The organism is Mesorhizobium calcicola (assembly GCF_042682105.1).
Taxonomy (GTDB): Bacteria; Pseudomonadota; Alphaproteobacteria; order Rhizobiales; family Rhizobiaceae; genus Mesorhizobium; species Mesorhizobium calcicola.
In genome coordinates this window covers 53,803-70,979 of record NZ_JBHUGY010000015.1, presented here as the reverse complement: position 1 = coordinate 70,979, position 17,177 = coordinate 53,803, and the positions used below count along the sequence as shown (strand labels likewise).

The following is a 17,177-nucleotide window of genomic DNA, read 5'->3' as shown; positions in this document are numbered from 1 at the left end:
AAGACGGGGACGCCGATCAACAACAGAAGTATTGCCCAATGCCAGATGGAAAACTGCATTCACCCCTCCCCTAGAAATGCACCCATGGGTTGTAGCAGATTTCAGATTCGACTCAAGAGGGTTGAGCAGCGGCCTAGTCCAAAAATCGACTTCTGCCGCCTGTTCCTGACAATCAGACCGCAATCGCCGCCACCAATATGCGGTTCTGCCGGCGGATCTCCGCGCGCAGTTCCGCGATCTTCGCCTCGTCGCGCTTCACGAACTCGATGAACATCATGTTCATGTTGTTGAAGATCAGTTCGCCGAGTGCCGCGCTGTCGATGTCCTGCCGCACCAAGCCGAGTGCCTGCAGCCGGGCGATCAGGGCACGGATCTGTTCGGTCAGTGAGCGGTCGAGCGCGGTGTAGGCCTGGCCGAACGGGCTGTCGGGCAATTGCGTCGAGATCGCCATCGCCTGCCGCCACATCTCCTTGCTGAGATAATGCAGCGAGTGCTCGATATAGATGCCGATCAGCGTGTCCAGCGCGTCGCCGACATTGGCCGGCGGCCTGGCGACGACGCCTTGCCCAGCATTCAGCACCTCGTTGACTTCCAGCGAGACGATGGCGCCGAGGATGTCGCCCTTGTTCTGGTAGTAATTGTAGATGGTTCCGACCGAGACCTCGGCCTGTGCGGCGATCGCCTCGATCTTGGCGCCCTCATAGCCGGCCTCGCGGAAAAGCTCGGCCGCCGCCTCGATGATGCGCCTGTGCCGGTCCGCCTTTTGCCTTGCCCGCAATCCGCTCATCTCAGCCTCTTGCCACAAAAACAGAATTGACTCAATTTTAAAATTGGTTCAATTTTTTGCAAGAAGCCACAAAGGCAAGGGAGAACACTCGATGTCCGCAAAATCCGAATCCGGGAATCCGCTTTCCGTCCTGAAGAGCCATCTGCATGCGGCGTGCGCCGCCACGGCACTTCTGCTCGGCGCCGGCAGCGTCGCGCAAGGCGCCGATCTCAACGCGCTGATCTGGTGCGATCACTCCGACCCCGCGCTGCTGCAGCCGTTCGAGGAGGCCAACAACGTCAAGGTCAACGTCAAGGAATTCGAGGGCACCGGCGCCGGCCTCGCCATCGTCGAACAGTCGCAGCCCGGCGACTGGGACGTGATGGTGATCGACTCGATCGACGTGCCGCGCGGCGTCGAAAAAGGCCTGTTCGAGCCGCTGCCGGACGACAAGCTCCCGCTCGCCGACATGTTTCCCCAGGTGAAGATGGACGGCTCCACCGTCGTCGGCGGCAAGCGCTACGGCATCACCGAAAAGTTCGGCTACAACACGATCGGCTACAACAAGACAAAGGTCGATCCGGCCGACATGCAGTCGATGGCCGCACTGACCGGCGACAAATACAAGGGCAAGGTCGCCATCTACGACTACTATCTGCCGGTCATCGGCATGGCCGCGCTCGCCATCGGCAAGAAGACGGCGGATCTCACCGAAGCCGACCTGCCCGCCCTCAAGGAAGAGCTGCTCAAGATGAAGGCCAATGCCAAGCTGGTCGGCGAAGTCACCGCCAGCCAGACGGCGCTGGCGACCGGCGAGGTCGACATCCTGGTCGGCGGCGGCGAATGGGTGACGGCCGGGCTGGCCAAGGAGAACCCTGCTCTCGATTTCTCGATCCCGAAAGAAGGTGCTGTGCTGTGGTCGCAGTCGCTGGCCATGTTCAAGGATTCCAAGAACAAGGACATGGCGCTGAAGTTCATCCAGTACATTATGAGCCCGGAAGGCCAGGCGCGGCTTGCCACCTCGTCCTGCTACTGGGGCATGCCGGCGAACACCAAGGCGGCTTTGACCGACGAGCAGAAGAAGATCCTGCGTTTCGACGAGCAGCCGGGCTTCCTCGCCCGCGCCCAGGCCTATCCGGCGCCGAACGCCGATCTCGACAAGAAGATGCAGGACATGTGGACCGAAATGCTGCAGGCGAAGTGAGCGATCGCTGCTGATGAATTCAGCCGAAAACAACTGGGGTGCCCTGCCCCGGGCGGGCAATGCCCTGCCCTGGGCGCTGGTCACGCCGGCGCTTGGCTGGACGCTTTTGTTCTTCGTGCTGCCTTTCGTCGCCATGGGGTTTTCCAGCCTGACGGCGCATTAGGGCGGCGGCTTTACGCTGTCCAACTACAGCCAGTTCTTCACCAATCCCTCCTACTGGCAGGCAATGGTGAACTCGCTTGAGATAACAGTGATCGTCACCGTCGTCTCGGTGCTGCTCGCCTATCCCTTCGCCTGGATCCTCGCCGAACAGGTGCCGGAACGCTGGCAGCGGCTGGCGCTGATGCTGGCCGTGCTGCCGTTCTGGACCTCCTATGTCGTGCGCTGCTATTCCTGGCTGCTGGTGCTGGCGCAGAACGGCGTCATCAACCAGGCGCTGACGGGCATCGGCGTGGTCGCCGAACCCTTGCAACTCGCCAACACGCGTTTCGCCACCGTCACCGGCTTCGTGCATTTCTTCGTCATGCTCTTGACGCTGACGATCTTCGCCAACCTGAAGCAGCTCAGCCCCAGCTACCGCAAGGCCGCCGCCGATCTCGGTGCCGGGCCGGTGCGCACCTTCCTGCATGTCGTGCTGCCGCTGACCTTGCCCGGCATCATGGTCGGCGCCTTCCTCACCTTCGTGCTGTGCATCGGCGACTACATCACGCCGCAGATCCTCGGCGGCAACAACGAGCTTCTGATGCCGCAGCTGGTGATGATGCAGATCGGTCGCCGCGGCGACTTTCCGCTGGCTTCGGCGCTGTCGATCATCCTGATGGCGGTCGTCACATCAGCCTATCTCGCCTGCGCCCGCTGGCTGAAGATCGAGCGGGCCTGAGATGCATCGGATTGTCCGCATCGCCTCCTCGCTCTACGCGCTCGCCGTCTACGCCTTCATCTTCCTGCCGGTGGTCGTGCTGGTGCTGTTTTCGTTGCAGGCGACGTCGTTTCCGATCCCGCCCTTCACCGGCCCTTCGCTGCGCTGGTACGACGCGGTTCTCTCGGACACGCGGCTGACCTCGGCGCTGGTCAATTCGCTGCTGGTTGCTTCGATCTCGTCCCTCGCCGCCGTTGCCCTCGGCTTCCTCTCCGCCTGGGGCTTTGCCCGCTTCGTCCTGCCCGGCTCCGGCCTGCTGCGCGGGCTGATCACCCTGCCCCTGACGGTCAGCTATCTCATCATCGGCATGGGGCTGCTGGTGCTGTTCAACTGGGTCGGCGTGCCGAAATCGCTGCTTGCCGCCGGCATCGGCCATGTCGTGATCAACCTTCCGCTCTGCTTTGCCATCATCTACAGCCAGATGGGCGACCACCAGATCAACATCGAACGCGCCGCGCGCGATCTCGGCGCGCCGGAATGGAAGGTGCTGCTCCTGATCACCGTGCCGGTGATGGCGCCGGCCATCTTCGCTGGCTTCTTCCTGTCGATGACCTTCTCATGGGACGAGTTTGTGATCTCCTTCCTCTTGACCCGCTTCGACACGACCTTGCCCGTAGAAATCTGGAACCTGCTGCGCTCCGGCCTCAATCCGAAAACCAATGCCGTCGGCTCGCTGGTCTTCGCCGTGTCGATCGTGCTGGTCGTACTGTTCGAACTGACATTGCTGCGCAGGAGAAGAGCATGACCGCGCCTTTGGTCGACATCCGCGCCGTCTCGCATCGCTTCGGCCAGCAGACAGTGCTGAAGGACGTCTCGCTGCAGATCGAACCGGGCAGCTACACCATCCTGCTCGGCCCCTCGGGTTCCGGCAAGACGACGCTGCTGTCCATCCTCGGCGGCTTCGTCACCCCGAGCGAAGGCAAGGTGTTCATTCGTGGCGAGGACTGCACCTCGGTGCCGCCAGCCAGGCGGCCGACGACGACGGTGTTCCAGGATTACGCGCTGTTCCCGCATATGAGCGTCGGCAGCAATGTCGGCTTCGGCTTGCGCATGCAGGGCGTCGATGGCGCGACACGGGCGGCACGCTCACGCGAAGCGCTGGCGCTGGTTGGCCTCGCCTCTTCCTTCGACAAGAAGCCGCACCAGCTCTCCGGCGGCCAGCGGCAGCGTGTCGCGCTGGCGCGCGCGCTGGTGATTGAGCCGGCGGTGCTTTTGCTCGACGAGCCGCTCGGCGCGCTCGACCTCAAATTGCGCCGGCAGATGCAGGACGAGTTGAAGGCGATCCAGAAGCGTGTCGGCACCGCCTTCATCCATGTCACCCACGACCAGGAAGAGGCGATGGCGCTGGCCGACCATTGCGTGGTGATGAATGACGGGCGCATCGAGGATGAAGGCCCGCCCGAACGCGTCTATGCCAGGCCGGCGACGCGCTTTTCCGCCACCTTCATGGGCGAAAGCACGATCCTTGCCGGCACGGTCACGGAGGCCAGGGACAGGGCCAGCACTGTCGCGACGCCGGTCGGGCCGGTTTCAGTGCCGAGCGCCTTGCCGTTGGGGTCGGCTGTCGGGCTGGCCATACGGCCGGAGCATCTTGTCCTCGGCGCGGCCGGCGGCGGTGTCAGGCTCGGCACGGCCGAGGTCAGCGACGTCGTCTTCCAGGGCAGCTTCAAGCGCGTGCTGGCCATTTCCGTCGAAGACCCCTCCCTTCAGTACATCGCCAGGCTGCCGGCCTCAGCGACCATCCAGCCGGGCGACACGGTTGGAGTTTCGTGCGATACCGACCAGATCATCCTTCTGACGGACTGAACTTTTGACGGATTGAAATGGGCACGCTTCCGGCCATCGACGCACCAGACTGGTACGAGACCATCCGCATGGCCGACGGCGTGACGCTGATCCACGAGCCGTGGATCAAGCCGTTTTTCCGCTGCAACATGTGGCATGTGCGCGGCCGCGACCGCGATCTCCTGTTCGACACCGGCCTCGGCCATTTCAGCCTCAGGCGTCACGTGCCGCTGGTGACGGAGCGAAAGCTCATTTGCGTCGCCAGCCACACGCATTTCGATCACATCGGTTGTCACCACGAATTTCCCGACCGCTGCGTGCACGCGGCCGAGGCGGAAATCCTCGCCGATCCGCGCAACGAATGGACGGTCGCCGGCACTTATGCGACCGACGAGATGTTCGACGGTATGCCGCAAGGCTGGGACACGGTGAACTACCGCGTCCTGCCTGCCCCGGCCGACCGTCTGCTCGCGCATGGCGATGTCGTCGATCTCGGCGACCTTGCCTTCGAGGTGATCCACACGCCTGGCCATTCGCCCGGCGGCATCGCGCTCCACGAGAAGAAGACCGGTATCCTGCTTTCCGGCGACATCATCTATGACGGCCCGCTGATCGACGACGTCTATCACTCCGATATTTCCGACTATATGGCGACGCTGCTCGGCATGCGCGAGCTCGATGTCGCGGTCGTGCATGGCGGTCATTTCCCGAGCTTCGGCAAGGTGCGCTACCGCCAGCTAGTCGACGAATATCTGGCGCGGAAGCGGCAGGCCGGCTGCCACCTGCGGCCGAGCCCTTGAAGGTCAGCGCGCCAATTCGAAATGCCGAGGAAACGACTGGTGCAGCAGCATCAGCATCGTCTTTCTCAGCACATCGGAATTGCCCGCCGGCGGGTTGAGGTGATCCCAGATCCACGCGCCATGGACGAGATAGTTGAGGCTTTCAGCCAGTGTCTCCGGGTCGACATCGGTGTAGCCGCCGGCGCGCTTGATTTCGATGAGCAGGTCGCGGGCCTCGGCATTGTAGCTGAGATCGCTGGGCAGGCCGATCTCGTTGTAGATCTGCATGCTCTTGCGGTCGCTGGAGAACACGACAAACACTGAAACCCATTTCGGATGCTGCCGCGCGAATCTCTGCGCGCATTCGACCGCGCCCATCAGCCGCTCGACCGGCGACAGGCCGGGCGCGCGCACCAGCGTCGCCCACAATTCATCGTACTGATCGCTGAGATACTGCAGCACGGCGCGAAACAGGTTCTCCTTGCTACGGAAGTGGAAGACCACCAATGCGTTGGAGGAGCCGACATGCTCGGCTATGCGCTGCATGGTGACGCTCGCCAAGCCTTCGTCGGCGATCAGATCGATCGTGGCGTCGATGATACGCTGAATGCTGGCTTCGCCGCGCTCGCGCCGGCGATCCCGGGGAGCCGGCTCGAGCCGCTTGTCGCCACCTTGGGCGGCCATTGCCGTGGGTGCCCTCTGTGCCACGGCAGCCTTGCGTTGCGCCATTCCTGTCCAGCCCTTTTTCAAACCTTGCAACGGCGATTTCCAGCCCTGCGCGCCGGCTCACCATACTCGAAGCGAGAGAGCAAGCACCAGCCAGCAGAGGCCGCGTGACCGGTCAAAGCGACGGTCGCGTTTCGGTGTTTCTGTACCATTGGCCCTGGGCCGTTTCATAGGCCAGCGCTGCCCGGAAGACATCGGCGTCGCAATAGGTGCGTCCGACAATCTGGATGCCAGTCGGCACGCCGCTCGCCGCCCGCCCCGACGGCATGGATAGAACCGGGCAGCGGCTCAGCATGTTGAACGGCGTCGTCATCACCCAGCCAAGCGACGGGTTCACCTGCTTTCCGTTGATCTCGACGGAGTCCCTGGTGTGATCGAACTCCGCCGGCACCGCGGGAAGCGCGTTCGTCGGGCAGATCAGCGCATCATATGTCTCCAGCAGCGGGCCGAGCGTCTGGTACATCCTGGCCGCCACCTCCAGGGTTGCGACAAAGTCCGTGGCCTTGGATTTTTGCCCATCCTCGGCGAATTGCCGTGCATAACTGGTCATGTCGTTGCCGTGCTGCTTGAGCAGTTGCGACAGCGAGGCGCCGAAGAGGTGCTCCAGATAAGCCATGCCGGCCTTGAGCACTTCGTCGCCCCAGCCGAGGTCGACTTCCTCGACGGTGGCGCCAAGCGACCGGAACACGTCGCAGGCGGCAAGCGTGTTCCTGCGCACCTCCGCATCCACTTCGAAAGAACCGAGGTCCATCGAGAAGGCGATCTTCCAGCCCTTGATCGGCTTGTAGTCAAGCGGCAGGCGCAATTTCGGGCGCAGCGTGGCGATATCGAGCGGGCTCGGTCCCGCCATGACATTCTGCAGCAGGATCGCGTCCCGGACGTTTCGTGCCAGCGGTCCGGTGTGGCAATAGAAGTCGAGATTGAACGGCGGCTCGTCCGGGTTGCGGCCATAAGGCGGCTTGAAGCCGACAACACCGCAGGCCGAGGCAGGAATGCGGATCGACCCGGCAATGTCCGAACCGCTGGCAATCGACGATGTGCCCGAGGCAAGCGCCGCCGCCGCACCGCCGGACGACCCCCCCGGCGTGAAGTCCGGATTCCATGGATTGCGCGTGACGCCCCAGCGCCTCGACCAGGTAAAGCCGGCGCAGCTGAATTCGGGCGTCGCTGTGCGCGCATGGACGATGCCGCCGGCCTTGATGATGCGCTCGTTCATCGTCGAAGTGTGGCCGCCAATGGCGTCCTTCGACAGCAGCGAGCCGTGCGACGTCGGCTTGTCCTTGATGTAGCTTTCATCCTTGATGCCGATCGGCAGGCCCTCGAGCGCGCCAGTCCTGGCGCCGCTCGCGTATTTCGCCTCGGCCTTTCTGGCCCGATCCATCGCCTCGTCGAAATGCGTGAAGGTCAGGCAGTTGATCGTCGACCTAGTGGCTTCGGCGCGGCGGATGGTGGCCTGCATCAATTCGACGGGTGAAAGTTTCTTCGCCTTGAACAGCCGCAGCGCCTCGCTGGCCGGCATGTAGCAAAGGTCGAGATCGGTCATGGGAAGTCTCCTGCGATCGCCGGATCGCGCTTGGCATGGACGGGAGGTGGCCGCGCCGCGTGTCACGGCGCGGAAGAGCCGGGCTCAGGCTATTTCTGGAGGTCGGTCCAGATTTTCGTGTAGAGCGCCTGCACGTCCGGCGGACAGGCCGGCATGAACTGTCCCTTGGCAACGAATTCGGCCGGAACGTTCACTTCCGGCGCGTTCTTCATGTCGTCGGGCATGAAGGCTTCCGAGCCCTTGATGCCGTTCGAATACCGCGCGAAGGCCGAGATCATGGCCGCGTTCTTCGGGTCCATGATGAAGTTCTGGAAGAGCTTGGCGTTGTCGACGTTCCTGGCGTCCTTGAGGACGGCGACATTGTCCATCCAGATCGGATAGCCTTCCTTGGGGTAGCCATAGACGATCTTGTCGTTCTGCAATCGCTGACGGAGCGAAATGCCATTCCAGTTGACGCCGGCGGCGATGTCGCCCTTGCCCAGGCCGTCGACGGCGCCGTAGTCGAAGGACAGCCATTTCGCCTTGGCCTCGACCAGCTTGTCGCGCACCTTCTTCAACACCACCTTGTCGCCGGTGCAGTACTGGCCGCCTTCGTAGGCGATGGCGAGGAACATGATGTCACCCATTTCTGGGACGACATTGATCTTCCCGACCAGCTCGGGCGGCGGATCGAGGAAGATCGCGGACGTGTTCACGTCGCCCGAATAGACCGACTTGTTGACCGATAGGCCTGTCGTACCCCACTGCCACGGAACGGTGTATTTGCGACCCGGATCAAAGGGGACATCGACCCATTTGGGATCGACATTCTTGAAATTCTCCATCTGGTCCGGGCGCGATTCAAGCAGCAGCCCTTCGCTGATCCAGATCGGGACGACGCTCGCCGAAGGCACGACGATGTCGAAACCGGCGCCGCCCTGGCGGATCTTGGCGAGTGCCGTGTCGTTGGAATCGAAGTCGGTGACGGTGACCTTGACCTTGTAGGTCTCCTCGAACTTCTTGATCAGGTCGGGGCTGGTGTAATTGCCCCAATTGTAGATGTTGAGCTCACCCTCGGCTCGGGCCACGCCCGTCACGGCCAGCAGCGACAATCCGATCGCCGTCGCGGTCAGTTTCCAGTTCATGCTCCATTCTCCCATTGTTGGGACCGCCGGCGTCGCCGCCTCAGGTCCGTTTCCTGCTGATGAAAAAGAAGGCCGTGACGATGCCGATCGACAGCACGAGGAAGGCGGTCGAGATCGCATTGACTTCCGGCGTCACTGTACGCCGGAGCTGGCCGAGCATGTAGGTGGGCAGCGTGTCCTGGCCGCCCGATTTGACGAATTCGGTGATGACGACGTCGTCTAGCGAGACGACGAAGGCGAGCATCAACCCGGCGAGAATGCCCGGCCAGAGCAGCGGCAAGGTCACGTGCCGGAAGGTCTTCCACTTCGTTGCATAGAGATCGGCCGCCGCCGTCTCGAGCGCCAGGTCCATGCTTTCAAGTCGCGCCCGGATCGGCAGATAGGCGAACGGGATGCAGAAGGCGGTGTGCGCGGCAACGAGGTAGCCAAGCCCGGAATAACCGGTCCAGATCTTGATGCGCGAGAACACGATCAGCAGCGCCACCGCGGTGACGATCTCCGGCACCATCAGCGGCTGGTTGATGAAGGCGTATTTGAGCGTCAATCCCGGATACGGTTTGGTCCTGGTCGTCGCTAGCGCCGCCATCGTGGCGGTGATCGTCGCCAGCACGGCGGCGATGGCGGCGATTCGGAACGAGCGGACCGACGCTTCGATGACCAGCCCATTGTTCCAGGCGATGTGGAACCAGCGCAGCGAGAAGCCTTTCCAGATCACAACGGAATCATTGTCGTTGAAGGCGTAGACCACGAGCGTGGCGATCGGCAGGTAGAGCAGGAAGAAACACAGCATCGCCACGCTGACGAAACCATTCTGCCGCCGGACGTCGAAGCGGTTAGCCATGGGCGCCATCCGACCTTGTCGTGTTGCGGACATAGAACAGCAGCGCCACCATGACGATCGCCATCAAGGTGATCGACAGCGCCGCACCGAGCGGCCAGTTCCTGCCCTGGCCGAATTGCAGCTCGATCAGGTTGCCGATCATCAGATTGGTGCCGCCGCCGAGCACCCGCGGCGTCACATAGGCGCCAAGTGACGGGATGAAGACGAGGATCGAGCCGGCGACGATGCCCGGCGTGACCAGCGGGATGATGACGCGCCTCAGCACCTCGAACCGCGTCGCGTAGAGGTCGTATCCCGCCTCGACAAGGCGGAAATCGATCTTCTCCATGCTGGCGTATAGTGGCAGCACCATCAGCGGCAGGAAGACGTAGACCATGCCGGCCAGGACGGCGAAATTGGTGTACATGAGCTGGACCGGATGGTCGGTGATCCCAAGCATCTGCAGCACCGAATTGATGATGCCGTCATTGCGCAGCACCTCCTGCATGGCGAAGGTGCGGATCAGGAGGTTCGTCCAGAACGGGATGGTGATCAGGAACAGCCAGATGTCGCGCCGGTGATCCGGCCGGGTGGCAATGAAATAGGCGGTGGGAAAGCCCAAGATCAGGGTCAGCACGGTGGTTGCCAGCGACAGCGACACCGAGCGCCAGAAGATCGACAGATATGCAGTGGCGAACGACAGCGTGTCGTCGAAGACGTCTCGCTCGAACAGCACGCTCACCCAGGCATCGGTCGAGAACTGCCATTTCACATCGCCGTAATTGCCTGGCGTCAGGAAGGCATAGACGACCACGATCAGCAGCGGCCCAAGGGCCGCGAGGAAGACGATCAGCAGTGCCGGGGTGGAAAGCAGCCAGCGCCATCTGATGTCGTCACGTTCGGCCTTGTCGGCGATCTCCTTCGCGGTCGCCATGGCCCTAGTCGTTCAGCACTTGGGCAGCATCGTCGCCGATCGAAATGCCGACCTTGTCGCCGTTTTCGAAGCCGCAGCTGGCGCTGCGCGAGTTCTGCTGGCGCACCATGAAGACCTCGCCTTCGTCCAGCCGGACATGGATGTGCGTATCGGTGCCGAAATAGACGATGTTCTCGATCATGCCGCTCAGGTCGCCGCGGCCCTTGACGAGCTTGGCATGCTCAGGCCGGACCATCAGGGTTGCGTTGCTGCCCGCGCGGAAGCCCGCGGCGGCGGTCGCGCAGATCTTCGCACCCGAGCGCAAGGCGATCCGCGCCTGGCCATTGCCCGCACTTTCGACCATGCCGGTCAGGAAGTTCGTCTCGCCGATGAAATCGGCGACGAAGCGCTCCGCCGGATGGTCATAGACGTCCCAGGGCGAACCGACCTGCAGGATGTTTCCCGACGACATCACCGCGATGCGGTCCGACATCGTCAGCGCCTCTTCCTGGTCGTGGGTGACGAAGATAAAGGTGATGCCGGTCTCGTGCTGCAGCCGCTTCAGTTCGATCTGCATTTCCTTGCGCAGTTTGTAGTCGAGCGCCGACAAGGGCTCATCGAGCAGCAGCACCTTCGGCTGCGGCGCCAGTGCACGGGCCAGCGCCACGCGCTGCTGCTGGCCGCCGGAGATCTGGCTGGTGCGCCGATTTTTGAGCTCCTGCATGTGGACCAGCTTCAGCATCGCGTCGACACGCGCCTCGATCTCGGCCTTCGGCTTGCCCAGCATCTTCAGGCCAAAGCCGATGTTGTCGGCCACCGTCATGTGCGGGAACAGCGCATAGGACTGGAAGACGGTGTTGACCGGCCGCTTGAAGGGCGGCAACGGCGCGATGTCCTCGCCATAAAGCAGGATCTCGCCGTCAGTCGGATAGTCGAAGCCGGCGATCAGCCGCAGCAGCGTCGTCTTTCCACAGCCGGATGGGCCGAGCAGCGTGAAGAATTCATTTTCGCGGATCGCGACGGAGACGTTGTCGAGCGCTCTAACCGGATCCTGACCGGTCCCCCGAAAGATCCTGGTGACACCTTTCGCCTCAACGGCGGGCCGTATGGCTGTCAAGATATTCCCCTCTCCTCCGTGGCCATTCACCTGCAGAAGCCGGCTGGCCAACTTTGTCCTCACCATCAGGGATAACCATGACTAAACATACAGTCAATATCTTTTTGCCAACACGGCCGTGGTTTCGACCCGTGGCGATGCGGCCGATTTTTGCGTCACGCCGTCGACCGCTTGCTCCCGGCGATCCGTTGGCGAAACCACTCGAAGGTGCGCTCAATACCTTCCTGATAGCCGGTTTTCGCTTGCCAGCCAGGAAGGACATGCCTCGCCAAAGTCAGGTCCGGACATCGGTTGGTTGGATCCTGGGGAGCCGGAGGGTGGTGCTCGATGCGGCTGCCGGGGACAAGCGAGCTGACGAATTCAGCGATGTGCTGAACCGAAACCTCGTGATCGTTGCCGATGTTCAGCGGACCACGGTGCGAGATGCTGTCGCGCCAGAAGAAACGTTCCAGTCCCTCGACGATGTCGTCGACATAACCCCAGCTGCGCGATTGGGAGCCGTCGCCGTAAACCGTCAGGACCCCTGTCGTCAGGGCCTGGATGACAAAGTTCGAAATGGCACGGCCGTCGTCCATGCGGGTTCGCGGACCATATGTGTTGAAAATCCTGACGACACGAACATCAAGCCCACTGACGCGCTGCTGCTCGAACAGCAATGCCTCGGTGCAGCGCTTGCTTTCATCATAAGAGGCCCTGGGACCGGTGCAGTCCACCGACCCCCTGTAGCTCTCGGGTTGCGGGGAAATCAGGGGATCGCCGTAGACTTCCGAGGTCGAGGCAAAGCAGAAACGACCGCCGGGCTTGAGCAGCATCAGAAGATTGAGCGCGCCGCCTATGTTGGCCTTGATGGTGCGCACCGGCTCGCGCATGTACCATATCGGCGAAGCGGGCGACGCGAGATGGACGATCTCATCGAAGCGCTGACTGGATGAAAAGCTTTCGGCGTCGGCAATCCGCAGGCTGAAACGCGGGTCGGTGACATGCGCAATGTTGTCTCGCGTCCCGGTCCATAGATTGTCGACGACGACCAGCTTTTCCAGATCGCTTCGCCGCAGCAGGCAGTCGATCAGGTGCGAGCCCAGGAAACCGCAGCCACCGGAAACCAACACGCTGCGCGACATGGAAAATTCCCCCTCCAGACACCCGGCCAGTCAACGAGCCGCAGGGCTTGTTTCCCAAGAACAGCGGATACGTGGCCACTGCCACCGACCCAAAAGCCTTTCCGCAAATCGATGCTCTCATCTACGCCGCGAAGGGCCGCAAGCGCAACGAGCAAGGTTTGGCGCACGCAACGGACGCGCGGCGGCCGACCGGCCCCTGCTTTCAAGGAGAAAACTGCCGGCGATCTCGCGTACCGAAGCCGGGCGCGCCGACACTGTCGGCCATCGGGCAGACGATCAGCTGATCATCGGGAATTACAGCGCCCTTTGCGGGCATGGCGTTCCGGCTGCATCACCGCAGCGCGACGCCGTGGGCTGAGGCCGGAAACTCGTCTCTTCGGACTGGCGCACCAGTTCGGCGAAGACAAGAGCGAAACTTCCCAGCATCAGAAAGACAATGATCAGGCGTGTTACCGGCAATATGTCGGCCTCGATTGGCTAGGCCCCACGCCACCCATCCACTGCCGGCTAACATGAACGATCCGGCTTTACGAGACTTTAAGGTTGGTCTTAACCATCACATTCGCATCGCCTTTGACATGATGTGCGAACGCCAGATCCGCATGCCACCGTTTTTGCGATCGCCTCGCCGTCCGGAACAACGGCTCTCTTTGCAGACGTGCCCCGCCCATGCTACCCGACGCTGGCGCGGCCCGGTAACCTGCCGCCGCCAACCGGTCGTCATCGGGGAACCATGAGCCAAGCCGCCAGCCGCATCGCCTTCGTCTCGTCCGACACCGCTGACGCCAAGACGGCGCTGGAAAGCCTGTCGGCGCGCTATGGCCAGTCCTCCATCGAGGAAGCCGGGATCGTCGTCGCCCTTGGCGGTGACGGCTTCCTGCTGCAGACCCTGCGCGACACGATGGGCACGGGCAAGAAGGTCTACGGCATGAACCGTGGCACCATCGGTTTCCTGATGAACGAGTATCGTTCCGGTGGCCTCACCGAGCGTCTCGCGGCCGCGGTCGCCGAGACGATCCGCCCGCTGGAGATGCTGGCCGTGACCTCGGGTGGCGAAACGGTTTCGGCGCTGGCGATCAACGAGGTGGCGCTTTGGCGCCAATCTTATCAGACGGCCAAGATCCGCATCACCGTCGACGAGCAGGTACGGCTCGAGGAACTGAGCTGCGACGGCGTGATGATCGCGACGCCGGCCGGGTCCACCGCCTACAATCTTTCCGCGCATGGACCGATCCTGCCGCTCGACGCCCCACTCTTGGCGCTGACCCCGGTCAGCCCGTTCCGCCCGCGCCGCTGGCGCGGCGCGCTGCTCTCCAACAAGGCGACCGTGCGCTTCGACATCCTCGAGCCGGAAAAGCGGCCGGTGAATGCCGCCGCCGACCATACTGAAGTCAAGGCAGTGACCTCGATCACGGTCAGGGAATCGCCGACCGCGACAGCAACGTTGCTGTTCGATCCCAATCATTCCTGGAACGAACGCATTCTCGCGGAGCAGTTCCGTTACTGAGCCGGCACAGCGACCGACACCTCGATTAAGCATCCCGATTAAGCTTACAACTTCACAATCGTGCCATTGCCGCCCGTTTCTGTTGACAAATCGTGGGCTTGCGCCTAATCGCAATACCAATCTTGCAGGCGCGTGGCGCTTGCCGCGACAGATGCCGTTGCGCTTCCCCGAACCAGCCAAAGACAACAACACTTGTCCTCAGACACCACGATCGCTCCAGAAGCGTTGACCTTTTCAGACCTCGGCCTGTCGCCGAAGGTCCTTTCCGCAGTCACCGATGCCGGCTACACCCAGCCGACGCCGATCCAGGCCGGCGCCATCCCGCACGCGCTTCTCGGCAAGGACGTGCTGGGTATTGCCCAGACCGGCACCGGCAAGACGGCATCCTTCGTGCTGCCAATGCTCACAAGGCTGGAAAAGGGCCGCGCCCGCGCCCGCATGCCGCGCACCCTCATTCTCGAGCCGACGCGCGAACTCGCTGCGCAGGTCGAGGAAAACTTCGTCAAATACGGCAAGAATCACAAGCTCAACATCGCGCTTTTGATCGGCGGTGTTTCGTTCGACGAACAGGACAAGAAGCTGGAGCGCGGCGCCGACGTGCTGATCGCGACGCCTGGCCGCCTGCTCGACCACCGCGAGCGCGGCAAGCTGTTGCTCAACGGCGTCGAGATCCTCGTCATCGACGAAGCGGACCGTATGCTCGACATGGGCTTCATCCCCGACATCGAGCGCATCTGCGAGATGATCCCGTTCACCAGGCAGACGCTGTTCTTCTCGGCGACGATGCCGCCGGAGATCACCAAGCTCACCGAAAAGTTCCTGCACGCGCCGGTGCGCGTCGAGGTCTCGAAAGCCGCGTCAGCGGCGACCAACATCATCCAGCGCCTGGTAAAATCCGGCCCCAAGCCCTGGGACAAGCGCGAAACCCTTCGCAATCTGATGAAGGCCGAGGACGCGGAGCTGAAGAACGCCATCATCTTCTGCAACCGCAAGGTCGAGGTGTCGGAGCTGTTCCGCTCGCTGCTGAAGTATGATTTCGATGCCGGCGCCCTGCATGGCGATATGGACCAGCGCGCGCGCATGCAGATGCTGGCCAATTTCCGCGACGGCAAGCTGCGCTATCTGGTCGCTTCCGACGTCGCGGCGCGTGGCCTCGACATCCCCGACGTCAGCCATGTCTTCAACTACGATGTGCCGATCCATGCCGAGGACTATGTCCACCGCATCGGCCGCACCGGCCGCGCCGGGCGCTCGGGCAAATCCTTCACCATCGCGACCAAGTCCGACACCAAATATATCGACGCCATCGAGCGGCTGATCGGCAACAAGATCGAGTGGCATGATGGCGACCTGTCGACAGTGGTCGCCAGCGAAGGCGAGGACGACGCTCCGCGCCGTGGCAAAGGCGCGCCACGCCGAGCCGGCCGCAAGGATGACGATCGCAAGGACAGGGGCGAGCGCAAACCACGCGAACGCCACGCCAAGCACAGCGAGGATGCGGCGCCGGCAACGGTACGCGAGGATCAGCCCGTGGTGGCTGAGGTCGAAGTCGCCGACATCGGCGAACGGCGCGCGCGCAAGGATGCGATCCGTTCGGAAAACACCGAGCGCAAATCATCCGATCGCAACGAACAGCGCGCACCGGAACGTGGTGACACCCGGCCGCAGCGTGACAGCAACCGCCCTGCCCGCCACCGCCAGGAAGACAACGACGCCACCGTCGGCTTCGGCGATGACATGCCGGCCTTCATGCGGATCGTCGCCAAGGTCTGATACCATAGAGCCGCGCGTCCCGAGGATGCGCAGCTTTCTTGGACGGGATGTGAGAGCTGGAGCCCGCTCCAGCATCAATCGGCGCCATGCCCGGCAACCGCAAAACAGGCTCGATCTGCCCTGTCGCTCCTGACATGGGGCGCTTCAATAGCCCCGTCGATGCTACAGGCTTTTGAGTTCCAGGCGGGATGCCAACAAATCCAGAAACGCGCGAACCTTGGCCGAAGATGACCGGCCTTCCTGCCACAAGGCATGGATCGGCACCAGCGCCGGCTCAAATTCCGTCAAAACCAGCTCGACGCGACCATCATCCACCAGATGTCTTATCTGCCAAAGAGGCGAGAATCCCAAACCCAGTCCGTGGATTGCGGCGGCATAGACCGAGGTCATCAGATTGGAGCGAAAAGCGCCCGCGACCTTCACGGTCCGGGATTTCCCGTCGATCTGAAACGTCCATTCGCCTGGACGCCCGTTGCCGGTTCTGATGATGCAACTGTGCTCACTCAGTTCGAAGGGATGGGTCGGCCGGCCGAACCGCGCAAAATAGGAAGGCGCGCCGAACACAACGCGCCGCAACGCCCCCAGGCGTTTGGCCTTCAAGTTGGAATCCGGCAAGTCGCCGATGCGTATCGCCAGATCGAGACCTTCGGCACCAAGATCGGAAAATCCATCGGAAAGTTGAAGATCGACCTCGACCCGGGGATATGTCCGCATGTATTCGGCGATGACGGTCATCAGGACGTTCGGGCCAAACAGAACTGGCGCCCCGACGCGCAGGATGCCTGATGGCTCCGATCGTTGATTGATCGCTTGAAGTCTTGCGTCGTTTATTTCGTCGACCGCGGGTTTGATCCGGTTGAAAAAGGCTGCCCCGGCTTCACTCGGTGTCGAGCGCCGCGTCGTTCTGTGGACCAGTTCGACGCCGACCGATTCCTCCAGCGCCGCCAGGGACCGGCTGACCGACTGCAGCGAGCGGTTCAGCCGGCGCGCGGCAGTCGTCAGACTTCCATGCTCGATGACCGCGATAAAGGCCTCGAAGTCGTCTATCCGGCTCATACACTCTCCCGATAATCGATATAA

Annotated in this window: 16 protein-coding genes and 1 pseudogene; 8 read left to right on the top strand and 9 right to left on the bottom strand. The window is 62.5% G+C overall.

The annotated features are described in order from the left end of the window. Positions 1 to 172 precede the first annotated feature (172 nt). Positions 173 to 787, bottom strand: coding sequence for a TetR/AcrR family transcriptional regulator (locus ACFSQT_RS07875; protein WP_379017964.1), 615 nt, complete (start codon positions 785 to 787; stop codon positions 173 to 175). A 91-nt stretch (positions 788 to 878) separates the two neighbouring features. Between ACFSQT_RS07875 and ACFSQT_RS07870 the strand changes: the two genes are divergently transcribed. From ACFSQT_RS07870 to ACFSQT_RS07850, 5 genes and pseudogenes are all read left to right on the top strand, one after another. Continuing rightward, positions 879 to 1,970, top strand: coding sequence for a polyamine ABC transporter substrate-binding protein (locus ACFSQT_RS07870; RefSeq protein ID WP_379017963.1), 1,092 nt, complete (start codon positions 879 to 881; stop codon positions 1,968 to 1,970). Between the two features lie 13 nt (positions 1,971 to 1,983). Then, positions 1,984 to 2,850, top strand: a pseudogene (locus tag ACFSQT_RS07865) (ABC transporter permease). 1 nt (position 2,851) lies between these two features. Beyond that, on the top strand, positions 2,852 to 3,634 hold the full coding sequence (locus ACFSQT_RS07860) for an ABC transporter permease (protein WP_379017962.1): 783 nt from the start codon (positions 2,852 to 2,854) through the stop codon (positions 3,632 to 3,634). Next, complete coding sequence (locus ACFSQT_RS07855) at positions 3,631 to 4,695, top strand: ABC transporter ATP-binding protein (protein ID WP_379017961.1); 1,065 nt, start codon at positions 3,631 to 3,633, stop codon at positions 4,693 to 4,695. The genes ACFSQT_RS07860 and ACFSQT_RS07855 overlap by 4 nt, the downstream gene beginning before the upstream one ends. 17 nt (positions 4,696 to 4,712) lie before the next feature. Then, on the top strand, positions 4,713 to 5,474 hold the full coding sequence (locus ACFSQT_RS07850; protein ID WP_379017960.1) for an MBL fold metallo-hydrolase: 762 nt from the start codon (positions 4,713 to 4,715) through the stop codon (positions 5,472 to 5,474). 3 nt (positions 5,475 to 5,477) lie between these two features. Here the strand turns inward: ACFSQT_RS07850 and ACFSQT_RS07845 are convergent, their stop codons facing one another. The 7 genes from ACFSQT_RS07845 to ACFSQT_RS07815 form a co-directional block, all read right to left on the bottom strand. Continuing rightward, entirely contained in the window at positions 5,478 to 6,212 is a 735-nt protein-coding gene (locus tag ACFSQT_RS07845; protein WP_379017959.1) for a TetR/AcrR family transcriptional regulator, read from the bottom strand. An 82-nt stretch (positions 6,213 to 6,294) separates the two neighbouring features. Next, the gene (locus tag ACFSQT_RS07840; protein ID WP_379017958.1) at positions 6,295 to 7,722 is read right to left on the bottom strand and encodes an amidase; all 1,428 of its coding nucleotides are present in this window, start codon (positions 7,720 to 7,722) and stop codon (positions 6,295 to 6,297) included. 89 nt (positions 7,723 to 7,811) lie between these two features. Beyond that, positions 7,812 to 8,846, bottom strand: coding sequence for an extracellular solute-binding protein (locus tag ACFSQT_RS07835; RefSeq protein WP_379017957.1), 1,035 nt, complete (start codon positions 8,844 to 8,846; stop codon positions 7,812 to 7,814). Positions 8,847 to 8,886: 40 nt separating this feature from the next. After that, positions 8,887 to 9,687 (bottom strand): ABC transporter permease, encoded by an 801-nt coding sequence (locus tag ACFSQT_RS07830; protein WP_379017956.1) that lies wholly within the window; start codon positions 9,685 to 9,687, stop codon positions 8,887 to 8,889. Beyond that, on the bottom strand, positions 9,680 to 10,600 hold the full coding sequence (locus ACFSQT_RS07825; protein WP_379017955.1) for an ABC transporter permease: 921 nt from the start codon (positions 10,598 to 10,600) through the stop codon (positions 9,680 to 9,682). Before ACFSQT_RS07825 ends, ACFSQT_RS07830 begins: the two co-directional genes overlap by 8 nt. A 4-nt stretch (positions 10,601 to 10,604) precedes the next feature. Then, the gene (locus ACFSQT_RS07820) at positions 10,605 to 11,696 is read right to left on the bottom strand and encodes an ABC transporter ATP-binding protein (protein ID WP_379017954.1); all 1,092 of its coding nucleotides are present in this window, start codon (positions 11,694 to 11,696) and stop codon (positions 10,605 to 10,607) included. A gap of 155 nt (positions 11,697 to 11,851) precedes the next feature. Beyond that, complete coding sequence (locus tag ACFSQT_RS07815; protein WP_379017953.1) at positions 11,852 to 12,817, bottom strand: NAD-dependent epimerase/dehydratase family protein; 966 nt, start codon at positions 12,815 to 12,817, stop codon at positions 11,852 to 11,854. 47 nt (positions 12,818 to 12,864) lie between these two features. Here ACFSQT_RS07815 and ACFSQT_RS07810 point away from each other — a divergent pair, with 47 nt between their 5' ends. The 3 genes from ACFSQT_RS07810 to ACFSQT_RS07800 all read left to right on the top strand — a co-directional run bounded on the left by ACFSQT_RS07810 (position 12,865) and on the right by ACFSQT_RS07800 (position 16,097). Then, positions 12,865 to 13,101, top strand: coding sequence for a hypothetical protein (locus ACFSQT_RS07810; protein WP_379017952.1), 237 nt, complete (start codon positions 12,865 to 12,867; stop codon positions 13,099 to 13,101). A 449-nt stretch (positions 13,102 to 13,550) separates the two neighbouring features. Further along, the gene (locus tag ACFSQT_RS07805) at positions 13,551 to 14,324 is read left to right on the top strand and encodes an NAD kinase (RefSeq protein ID WP_379017951.1); all 774 of its coding nucleotides are present in this window, start codon (positions 13,551 to 13,553) and stop codon (positions 14,322 to 14,324) included. Positions 14,325 to 14,516: 192 nt separating this feature from the next. Further along, a complete protein-coding gene (locus ACFSQT_RS07800; RefSeq protein WP_379017950.1) occupies positions 14,517 to 16,097 on the top strand; it encodes a DEAD/DEAH box helicase in 1,581 nt (526 codons plus the stop codon). A gap of 162 nt (positions 16,098 to 16,259) precedes the next feature. Here ACFSQT_RS07800 and ACFSQT_RS07795 read toward each other — a convergent pair whose 3' ends face one another. Then, positions 16,260 to 17,153, bottom strand: a complete 894-nt coding sequence (locus tag ACFSQT_RS07795; protein WP_379017949.1) for a LysR family transcriptional regulator — start codon at positions 17,151 to 17,153, stop codon at positions 16,260 to 16,262. Positions 17,154 to 17,177 lie beyond the last annotated feature (24 nt).